The 9,842-nt window shown below is 67.3% G+C and carries 14 protein-coding genes; all 14 read left to right on the forward strand.

Going from position 1 to position 9,842, the window contains the following annotated elements; genetic code table 11:
• Positions 1–12 precede the first annotated feature (12 nt).
• Positions 13–615, forward strand: coding sequence for a 30S ribosomal protein S5 (gene rpsE, locus G3I19_RS16960; RefSeq protein WP_164264455.1), 603 nt, complete (start codon positions 13–15; stop codon positions 613–615).
• Positions 615–797, forward strand: a complete 183-nt coding sequence (rpmD, locus tag G3I19_RS16965; RefSeq protein ID WP_024491595.1) for a 50S ribosomal protein L30 — start codon at positions 615–617, stop codon at positions 795–797. The genes rpsE and rpmD overlap by 1 nt, the downstream gene beginning before the upstream one ends.
• A gap of 1 nt (position 798) precedes the next feature.
• Complete coding sequence (gene rplO, locus G3I19_RS16970) at positions 799–1,254, forward strand: 50S ribosomal protein L15 (protein ID WP_164264456.1); 456 nt, start codon at positions 799–801, stop codon at positions 1,252–1,254.
• Between the two features lie 223 nt (positions 1,255–1,477).
• A complete protein-coding gene (gene secY / locus G3I19_RS16975; protein ID WP_164264457.1) occupies positions 1,478–2,791 on the forward strand; it encodes a preprotein translocase subunit SecY in 1,314 nt (437 codons plus the stop codon).
• Positions 2,791–3,447, forward strand: coding sequence for an adenylate kinase (locus tag G3I19_RS16980; protein ID WP_164264458.1), 657 nt, complete (start codon positions 2,791–2,793; stop codon positions 3,445–3,447). The genes secY and G3I19_RS16980 overlap by 1 nt, the downstream gene beginning before the upstream one ends.
• A gap of 129 nt (positions 3,448–3,576) precedes the next feature.
• Positions 3,577–4,422 (forward strand): type I methionyl aminopeptidase, encoded by an 846-nt coding sequence (map, locus tag G3I19_RS16985; RefSeq protein WP_164264464.1) that lies wholly within the window; start codon positions 3,577–3,579, stop codon positions 4,420–4,422.
• Between the two features lie 229 nt (positions 4,423–4,651).
• Positions 4,652–4,873: a translation initiation factor IF-1 gene (gene infA / locus G3I19_RS16990; RefSeq protein WP_003956442.1), complete on the forward strand. Its 222-nt coding sequence runs from the start codon at positions 4,652–4,654 to the stop codon at positions 4,871–4,873.
• A gap of 62 nt (positions 4,874–4,935) precedes the next feature.
• The gene (gene rpmJ, locus G3I19_RS16995; protein WP_003956441.1) at positions 4,936–5,049 is read left to right on the forward strand and encodes a 50S ribosomal protein L36; all 114 of its coding nucleotides are present in this window, start codon (positions 4,936–4,938) and stop codon (positions 5,047–5,049) included.
• A gap of 192 nt (positions 5,050–5,241) precedes the next feature.
• Positions 5,242–5,622, forward strand: a complete 381-nt coding sequence (gene rpsM / locus G3I19_RS17000) for a 30S ribosomal protein S13 (RefSeq protein WP_164264459.1) — start codon at positions 5,242–5,244, stop codon at positions 5,620–5,622.
• 72 nt (positions 5,623–5,694) lie between these two features.
• A complete protein-coding gene (gene rpsK, locus G3I19_RS17005; RefSeq protein ID WP_125496499.1) occupies positions 5,695–6,099 on the forward strand; it encodes a 30S ribosomal protein S11 in 405 nt (134 codons plus the stop codon).
• A gap of 179 nt (positions 6,100–6,278) precedes the next feature.
• Positions 6,279–7,301, forward strand: coding sequence for a DNA-directed RNA polymerase subunit alpha (locus tag G3I19_RS17010; RefSeq protein WP_164264460.1), 1,023 nt, complete (start codon positions 6,279–6,281; stop codon positions 7,299–7,301).
• 95 nt (positions 7,302–7,396) lie between these two features.
• Positions 7,397–7,891: a 50S ribosomal protein L17 gene (gene rplQ / locus G3I19_RS17015; RefSeq protein ID WP_164264461.1), complete on the forward strand. Its 495-nt coding sequence runs from the start codon at positions 7,397–7,399 to the stop codon at positions 7,889–7,891.
• A 200-nt stretch (positions 7,892–8,091) separates the two neighbouring features.
• A complete protein-coding gene (gene truA / locus G3I19_RS17020; protein WP_164264462.1) occupies positions 8,092–8,943 on the forward strand; it encodes a tRNA pseudouridine(38-40) synthase TruA in 852 nt (283 codons plus the stop codon).
• Positions 8,944–9,001: 58 nt separating this feature from the next.
• Positions 9,002–9,811: a polyprenol monophosphomannose synthase gene (locus tag G3I19_RS17025; RefSeq protein WP_164264463.1), complete on the forward strand. Its 810-nt coding sequence runs from the start codon at positions 9,002–9,004 to the stop codon at positions 9,809–9,811.
• Positions 9,812–9,842 lie beyond the last annotated feature (31 nt).

Raw genomic sequence — 9,842 nt, forward strand, 5'->3', positions numbered from 1 at the left:
GAGGTAAATCCAATGGCTGGACCCCAGCGCCGCGGAAGCGGTGCCGGTGGCGGCGAGCGGCGGGACCGGAAGGGTCGCGACGGTGGCGCTGCCGCCGAGAAGACCGCTTACGTTGAGCGCGTAGTCGCGATCAACCGCGTTGCCAAGGTTGTCAAGGGTGGTCGTCGCTTCAGCTTCACCGCGCTCGTCGTGGTCGGAGACGGTGACGGCACCGTAGGTGTCGGATACGGCAAGGCCAAGGAAGTTCCCGCGGCCATCGCCAAGGGCGTCGAAGAGGCCAAGAAGAGCTTCTTCAAGGTCCCGCGTATCCAGGGCACGATCCCTCACCCGATCACGGGCGAGAAGGCCGCGGGCGTCGTCCTGCTCAAGCCTGCTTCCCCCGGTACCGGTGTTATCGCCGGTGGCCCGGTGCGCGCCGTTCTGGAGTGCGCCGGCGTTCACGACATCCTGTCGAAGTCGCTCGGCTCCGACAACGCGATCAACATCGTGCACGCGACCGTGGCGGCCCTCCAGGGCCTGCAGCGTCCCGAGGAGATCGCGGCTCGCCGTGGTCTGCCCCTCGAGGACGTCGCCCCCGCGGCTCTGCTCCGTGCGCGTGCGGGAGCGGGTGCGTAATGGCTCGCCTCAAGATCACGCAGACGAAGTCGTACATCGGCAGCAAGCAGAACCACCGCGACACGCTGCGTTCGCTCGGGCTCAAGCGCCTGCACGACGTGGTTGTCAAGGAGGACCGCCCCGAGTTCCGCGGAATGGCTAACACCGTCCGCCACCTCGTGACGGTTGAGGAGGTCGACTGACATGGCGGAGAACAACCCGCTGAAGGTCCACAACCTCCGGCCCGCCCCGGGTGCCAAGACCGCCAAGACCCGTGTGGGCCGTGGTGAGGCGTCCAAGGGTAAGACCGCAGGTCGTGGTACCAAGGGCACGAAGGCCCGTTACCAGGTTCCGGAGCGCTTCGAGGGCGGGCAGATGCCCCTCCACATGCGCCTCCCGAAGCTGAAGGGCTTCAAGAACCCGTTCCGCACCGAGTTCCAGGTCGTCAACCTGGACAAGCTCGGTGAGCTCTACCCGCAGGGTGGGGACGTCACGGTGGCCGACCTGGTCGCCAAGGGCGCGGTTCGCAAGAACAGCCTCGTCAAGGTCCTGGGCCAGGGCGAGATCTCGGTGGCGCTGACGGTTTCGGTTGACGCCGTCTCCGGCTCCGCCAAGGAGAAGATTGCCGCCGCGGGCGGCACCGTCACCGAGCTCGTCTGAGACGACTCGATGACGTGAACACCCAACCGGGGATGCCTTTTTGAAAGGGCATCCCCGGTTGGTCGTTCCTAGGCGGGCAGGGTCGCCGGTATGGTGGCGCTGCACTGTCTGTACTCAGCGTGGTGTGTCCGCGCGGGGCTATTGACCGATACGCATACCGTCCATCGTCGAATTCTCAAGACCGTCACCTCTACGCAGACGCGCGGGGGTCGCAGGAGGCACCGTGCTCACCGCGTTCGCCCGAGCGTTCAAGACGCCCGACCTGCGCAAGAAGCTGCTGTTCACACTCGCCATCATCGTGATCTACCGGCTCGGAACGCACATCCCGATCCCCGGGGTCAGCTACTCGAACGTCCAGCAGTGTCTGGACCAGACGAAGACCAACCAGGGGCTCTTCGGCCTGGTCAACATGTTCAGTGGTGGCGCACTGTTGCAGATCACCATCTTCGCGCTCGGCATCATGCCGTACATCACGGCGAGCATCATCCTGCAGCTGCTGACCGTGGTGATCCCGCGGCTGGAAGCCCTGAAGAAGGAGGGGCAGTCCGGTCAGGCGAAGGTCACGCAGTACACGCGTTATCTGACCGTGGCGCTCGCGATCCTCCAGGGCACCGGTCTCGTGGCGACCGCCAGGACCGGCGCACTCTTCGGCAGCTGCCCCGTGGCCAACCAGATCGTGCCCGACCAGTCGATCTTCACCACCGTGGTCATGGTCATCTGCATGACCGCGGGCACCTGCATGGTCATGTGGCTCGGCGAGCTCGTCACCGACCGCGGTATCGGCAACGGCATGTCGATCCTGATGTTCGTCTCCATCGCGGCCGGCTTCCCCGGTGCGCTGTGGGCCGTCAAGCAGCAGGGCAAGCTGGCGGGCGGCTGGATCGAGTTCGGCGCGGTGATCCTGGTGGGTCTGGCCATGGTCGGACTCGTCGTCTTCGTGGAGCAGGCCCAGCGCCGTATCCCCGTCCAGTACGCGAAGCGCATGATCGGCCGGAAGTCCTACGGGGGTACGTCGACGTACATCCCGCTCAAGGTGAACCAGGCCGGTGTGATCCCGGTCATCTTCGCTTCGTCGCTGCTCTACATCCCCGGCCTCATCGTGCAGTTCAGCGGTTCGACGGCGGGCTGGGCGACATGGATCAAGGACAACCTGGTCAAGGGCGACCACCCGGCCTACATCGTCACGTACTTCCTGTTGATCGTGTTCTTCGCCTTCTTCTATGTGGCGATCTCGTTCAACCCCGAGGAAGTCGCCGACAACATGAAGAAGTATGGTGGCTTCATCCCGGGCATCCGGGCTGGCCGACCGACCGCTGAGTACCTGAGCTACGTGCTCAACCGGATCACCTGGCCGGGGTCGCTGTATCTGGGTGTGATCGCTCTTGTCCCAACGATGGCGTTGGTGGGCTTCGGCGCGAACCAGAACTTCCCGTTCGGCGGGACGAGCATCCTCATCATCGTGGGTGTGGGTCTGGAGACCGTGAAGCAGATCGAGAGCCAGCTCCAGCAGCGTAATTACGAAGGGTTCCTCCGCTGATGCGTATCGTCCTCGTCGGACCGCCCGGGGCGGGCAAGGGAACGCAGGCTGCGTACCTTGCCAAGGACCTGGTCATCCCGCACATCTCCACGGGCGACCTCTTCCGTGCCAATATCAGTCAGGGCACGGAGCTGGGCAAGCAGGCCAAGGCGCTGATGGACGCCGGCGAGCTGGTCCCGGACGAGGTCACCATCGGGATGGCGCAGGAGCGGATGTCCCAGCCGGACGCCGAGGGCGGTTTCCTCCTCGACGGCTTCCCGCGCAATGTCATCCAGGCCCAGGCACTCGACGAGTGGCTGAGCGCCGAGGGACAGAAGCTGGACGCGGTGCTGGACCTCGAGGTCCCCGAGGACGAGGTCGTGAAGCGGATCGCCGGACGGCGTATCTGCCGCAACGACTCGAGTCATGTGTTCCACGTCGAGTACAGCCGGCCGAAGAAGGACGGCGTCTGCGACATCTGCGGCGGCGAGCTCTACCAGCGCGGTGACGACACCGAGGCGACGGTGCGTACCCGGCTGGAGGTCTACCACACGCAGACCGAGCCGATCATCGACTACTACAAGGCCCAGGGCCTGGTGGCGACGATCTCCGCGCTCGGCAAGGTCACCGAGGTGACCGAGCGGGCCATGGAGGCCCTGCAGACCGACAAGGTCTGACAGCCAGTACGTGTACGCACGGCCGCGGTGTCCCCGGGACGCCGCGGCCGTACTGTTGAGCAGACAGACAGAGCGCGGACAGTTCACTGTCCGGCGGACAGATCCGGTTCGATGCGGAAGGCAATTTCGATGGTGGAGATCAAGACTCCCGAGCAGATCGCGAAGATGCGTGAGGCGGGGCTGGTCGTCGCCGCGATCCACGCCGCGACCCGTGAGGCCGCGGTGCCCGGGGCCACCACGAACGACCTGGACCAGGTGGCCCGCAAGGTCCTCGCCGATCACAACGCGAAGCCGAACTTCCTGGGTTACGGCGGTTTCCCCGCCACGATCTGCACGTCGGTGAACGAGGTCGTCGTCCACGGCATCCCCGACGAGAAGACCGTCCTCAAGGACGGCGACATCATCTCGATCGACTGCGGCGCGATCATCGACGGCTGGCACGGTGACGCCGCCTACACCGCGTTCGTCGGCACCGGGCACGCTCCGGAGCTGGTCGAGCTCTCCCGGGTGACCGAGGAGTCGATGTGGGCCGGTATCGCCGCGATGAAGAAGGGCGCCAGGCTCGCCGAGGTGTCGAAGGCCATCGAGGGCTACATCCGGCGCCAGCCCCGGCCGTCATCCGGCAAGTACGGGATCATCGAGGACTACGGCGGCCACGGCATCGGCTCCGAGATGCACATGGACCCGCATCTGCTGAACTACGTCGACAAGCGCCGCCTCATCGGCCGGCACAACCCGAAGCTGGTCCCCGGCTTCTGCCTGGCGATCGAGCCGATGGTCTCGCTGGGCACGCCCCGCACCCAGGTGCTGCAGGACGACTGGACGGTCATCACGACCGACGGGACCTGGTCCTCGCACTGGGAGCACTCGATCGCGCTGACCGACGAGGGGCTGATCGTGCTGACGGCGCCCGACGGCGGCAAGGCGAAGCTGGCGGAGCTGGGTGTGACGGTGGCCCCGGACCCGCTGGGCTGAGCGCGGACCGGTGGCCGGGTGGTGTGCCGACCGGTGTGCCGGCGGGCCCGAGTACGGCCGAGTGGCTTAAGGATCTTGACAGCAGGGCATCCTTCCCGGATTCGTCTTTATGGATGCCCTGACGTAGACTGACTCGTCGGCTCGCGTATACCCGTATGTCTCCGTGCATCTCAGGGCGGCATACGTGCTGTACGGAGCCGATCAAGGTAGCCGATTCGAAGGGCGAAGCGTGGCCAAGAAGCAAGGTGCCATCGAAATCGAGGGCACCGTGATCGAGTCCCTCCCGAACGCAATGTTCAAGGTGGAACTTCAGAACGGTCACAAGGTCCTAGCGCACATCAGCGGCAAGATGCGGATGCACTACATCCGCATCCTTCCGGATGACCGGGTCGTCGTGGAGCTGTCTCCGTACGACCTGACGCGTGGTCGGATCGTCTACCGCTACAAGTAGATCTTGCCCGCACCCCGCTTCACGGCGTGGTGGTGGCACCGACCCGGAGAACCTGACATCCCATGAAGGTCAAGCCGAGCGTCAAGAAGATCTGCGACAAGTGCAAGGTGATCCGCCGTCACGGTCGGGTCATGGTCATCTGCGACAACCTGCGCCACAAGCAGCGCCAGGGCTGAAGCACGACCTGCACCTCGCAGTTCTTCGCGCGACGCACGTAAATACGTACATACGCAGGGCCCGCCCAGCTGACACAGCGGGCGACACCTCCGGCGGGGGCCGGGGACCCGGAAGAGTGCCTACGCATCAGTAGGCACTTTCGTCTGGGAGAGGCTCTGCGGAAGACCCCCGATATCAACAGGAGCCATTGAATGGCACGCGTTTCAGGTGTTGACATCCCGCGCGAAAAGCGCGTGGAGGTTGCCCTCACCTACGTCTTCGGCATCGGGCGCACCCGGTCCAAGGAGGCCCTGGCCGCCACCGGTGTTGACCCCAACACCCGCGTTCGTGATCTGGCCGAAGAGGACCTGGTCAAGATCCGCGAGTACGTGGACGCCAACCTCCGCACCGAGGGTGACCTCCGCCGCGAGATCCAGGCCGACATCCGCCGCAAGGTCGAGATCGGCTGCTACCAGGGTCTGCGTCACCGTCGTGGGCTGCCGGTCCACGGCCAGCGCACCAGCACGAACGCTCGTACCCGCAAGGGCCCGCGTCGCGCGATCGCCGGTAAGAAGAAGCCGGGCAAGAAGTAGTCCTCAGCTAGGGACGCTGTTCAGCGGTCTTCGCTGTAGGACCGATCACCTCCACTCCACCGGGAGTAAGACATGCCTCCTAAGGGCCGTCAGGGTGCTACCAAGAAGGTGCGCCGCAAGGAAAAGAAGAACGTCGCTCACGGGCATGCCCACATCAAGAGCACGTTCAATAACACGATCGTCTCGATCACGGACCCCTCGGGCAACGTGATCTCCTGGGCCTCCGCCGGCCACGTCGGCTTCAAGGGCTCGCGCAAGTCCACCCCCTTCGCCGCGCAGATGGCCGCCGAGTCGGCCGCCCGTCGCGCGCAGGAGCACGGCATGCGCAAGGTCGACGTCTTCGTCAAGGGTCCCGGCTCCGGCCGTGAGACCGCGATCCGCTCCCTCCAGGCCACCGGCCTGGAGGTCGGCTCGATCCAGGACGTCACCCCCACCCCGCACAACGGCTGCCGCCCCCCGAAGCGGCGTCGCGTCTGACGCTCCGGCGTCGGACTGTTCTCCAGGGTTATGCGGGCGGTACGGCCACTTTCCGGCGTACCGCCCGTACCCTTGTAGGACTCGTACTCTTGTAGTACGTGCAGCACGGCTGGACCGTGCACCACAGCAGCACCTTGGGGGCGTCAAATAGTGGGCGCCCACGACTGAAGGATCACCGCATGCTTATCGCTCAGCGTCCGTCGCTGACCGAAGAGGTCGTCGACGAGTACCGCTCGCGGTTCGTGATCGAGCCGCTCGAGCCGGGCTTCGGCTACACCCTCGGCAACTCGCTCCGCCGCACGCTCCTCTCCTCGATCCCCGGCGCCGCTGTCACCAGCATCCGCGTCGACGGCGTCCTGCATGAGTTCACCACCGTGCCGGGCGTCAAGGAGGACGTGACCGACCTCATCCTCAACATCAAGCAGCTGGTCGTCTCCTCGGAGCACGACGAGCCGGTCGTGATGTACCTGCGCAAGCAGGGCCCCGGCCTGGTCACCGCTGCTGACATCGCCCCGCCGGCCGGTGTCGAGGTGCACAACCCCGACCTGGTCCTCGCCACGCTGAACGGCAAGGGCAAGCTGGAGATGGAGCTGACCGTCGAGCGCGGCCGCGGCTACGTCTCCGCCGTGCAGAACAAGCAGCTGGGCCAGGAGATCGGCCGTATCCCGGTCGACTCCATCTACTCCCCGGTGCTGAAGGTCACGTACAAGGTCGAGGCGACCCGTGTCGAGCAGCGCACCGACTTCGACAAGCTGATCGTCGACGTCGAGACCAAGCAGGCCATGCGTCCCCGTGACGCCATGGCGTCGGCCGGCAAGACCCTGGTCGAGCTGTTCGGTCTGGCCCGCGAGCTCAACATCGACGCCGAGGGCATCGACATGGGCCCGTCGCCGACGGACGCCGCGCTCGCCGCCGATCTGGCCCTGCCGATCGAGGAGCTCGAGCTCACCGTCCGGTCGTACAACTGCCTCAAGCGCGAGGGCATCCACTCGGTGGGCGAGCTGGTGGCCCGCTCCGAGGCCGACCTGCTCGACATCCGCAACTTCGGTGCGAAGTCGATCGACGAGGTCAAGGCGAAGCTGGCCGGTATGGGCCTGGCGCTCAAGGACAGCCCGCCCGGATTCGACCCGACCGCCGCCGCTGACGCCTTCGGCGCCGACGACGACGCGGACGCCGGGTTCGTGGAGACCGAGCAGTACTGAGCAGTACGGCTCGCGCCGACTTCCGGCGGGCAGCAGCCCGTCGGTAACTGACACCGGTACCTGATACGGCCGGTGCAGATCACAAGGAGAAACACATGCCGAAGCCCGCCAAGGGTGCCCGTCTGGGCGGCGGCGCCGCGCACGAGCGTCTGCTTCTCGCGAACCTCGCGAAGTCGCTGTTCGAGCACGGCCGCATCACCACGACCGAGGCCAAGGCTCGCCGCCTGCGTCCGGTCGCGGAGCGTTTCATCACCAAGGCGAAGAAGGGCGACATCCACAACCGTCGCCTCGTGCTGAAGTCGATCACGGACAAGGGCGTCGTCCACACGCTCTTCACCGAGATCGCCCCCCGGTACGAGAACCGCCCCGGTGGCTACACCCGCATCACCAAGATCGGCAACCGTCGTGGCGACAACGCCCCGATGGCGGTCATCGAGCTGGTCGAGGCGCTGACCGTGGCCCAGGAGGCCACCGGTGAGGCCGAGGCCGCGACCAAGCGTGCCGCCAAGGACGCTGCCCCGAAGACCGAGGCCCCGGCCGAGGTCGTCGAGGACGCCAAGCCGGTCGAGGCGGAGTCCAAGGACGCCTGATCTTCTTCACGAAGACAGTGTTCTGAGGGCTGTGCTCTTCTGAGAACTGTGCTCTGAGGACAACGTTCTGAAGACAGCTGAACGGGCTCGTATCTCCCTCCGGGGCGGTGCGGGCCCGTTCTTCTTGTGTGGTGGTCTCTGTGCGGTGCCGCGCCTCGCGCGCCGCCGTGCGGACGGTGCGAGGCTGAGAGGATGCGCTGGTGAGTGACGAGGTGGAGCCCGGTTCGGTACGGGTGCGGCTGGACCTTGCGTACGACGGCAGGGACTTCTCCGGCTGGGCGAAGCAGACCGAACGCCGCACGGTCCAGGGCGAGTTGGAGTCGGCCATCCGTACGGTGACCCGCTCGGCGAGGACGTACGACCTGACGGTCGCCGGACGCACCGACGCCGGGGTGCACGCCCGCGGCCAGGTCGCCCAGGCCGACCTGCCCCGCGAGGTGTGGGAGGAGCACCGGGAGAAGCTGCTGCGGCGGCTGTCCGGGCGGCTGCCCCAGGACGTCCGGGTGTGGCGGGTGGCCGAGGCGCCCCCCGGGTTCAACGCCCGCTTCTCGGCGATCTGGCGCCGGTACGCCTACCGGGTGAGCGACCGGCCCGGCGGGGTCGACCCGCTGCTGCGCGGACACGTCCTGTGGCACGACAGGGAGCTGGACCTCCCGGCGATGAACGCCGCATCGCAGGCCCTCATCGGGGAGCACGACTTCGCCGCGTACTGCAAGAAGCGCGAGGGCGCGACCACGATCCGCACCCTCCAGCAGCTCATCTGGGAGCGCGGCACCGACGGCATCGTCACCGGGACCGTGCGGGCCGACGCCTTCTGCCACAACATGGTCCGCTCCCTGGTGGGGGCGCTCCTGTCGGTCGGTGACGGGCACCGGCCGGTGGAGTGGCCGGGGCAGGTGCTCGCCGCCGCGGTGCGCGACTCGTCCGTGCGCGTCGTGCGGCCACACGGGCTGACGCTGGAGGAAGTCGGCTACCCCGCCGACGAGTTGCTCGCGGCCAGGAGCCGCGAGGCACGTAATATGCGGACGCTGCCGGGGGCCGGCTGCTGCTGAGCCGGCTCGGCCGGCGGCCCGCCGACGAGCGCAGACGCCCCCGACGTACGGAGATCCGATGCCCCAGCCCTCCGCGACCGGGCAGCTCCCCCAGGAGTGGGGCACGCTGCCGCTGACCGTGGTGATGCCGACGTACAACGAGGCGGACAGTCTGCCGCGGACCGCCGAGGCCGTGCTGGCCCTGGGGCTGCCCGGCCTGCAGCTGAAGGTCGTGGACGACGCCAGCCCCGACGGCACGGGCCGGCTGGCGGACGAACTGGCCGCCGGATACAACGCAGACCGCCCGGAAGAGGCGGGGGCGCGGCCGCGGATGACCGTGCTGCACCGCACCGGGAAGGACGGCCTGGGGCGCGCCTACGCGGCCGGGATGCTGGCCGCGCTGGACGAGGGCGCCGAGTACGTCGTACAGATGGACGCCGACGGCAGCCACCCCCCGCATGTGGTGCCGCAGCTGCTGGGGACCGCGCTGGCGACCGGGGCGGGCTTCGTCGTCGGCAGCCGGTATGTCGACGGGGGCTCGCTGGACGAGGACTGGGGCGTGCACCGGAAGGCGCTGTCGCGCTTCGCCAACCAGTACGCGCGCACGATCCTGGACACCCGGATCCGCGACATCACCGCCGGGTTCAACCTGTGGCGGGCGCGGACCCTGCGCGCGGTGGACCTGACGACGCTGGGCAGCGCCGGATACAGCTTCCAGGTGGAGCTGAAGTTCCTGGCGATGCGCCGCGGCTTCAGCGGTGTGGAGATCCCGATCCGCTTCGAGGAGCGCACGGACGGGGTGTCGAAGATGAACCTCGCGACGCAGATCGAGTCGGCGCTGGTGCCGCTGCGACTGCGGCTGCGCCACCGGGGCGGCAGCGGGCGCTGAGCCGTGCGCCTCCGCCGCCGGCCGGCGGGCG

Origin of the sequence: Streptomyces sp. SID10853 (genome assembly GCF_010548145.1) — a bacterium.
In the GTDB taxonomy this organism is placed as follows: domain Bacteria; phylum Actinomycetota; class Actinomycetes; order Streptomycetales; family Streptomycetaceae; genus Streptomyces.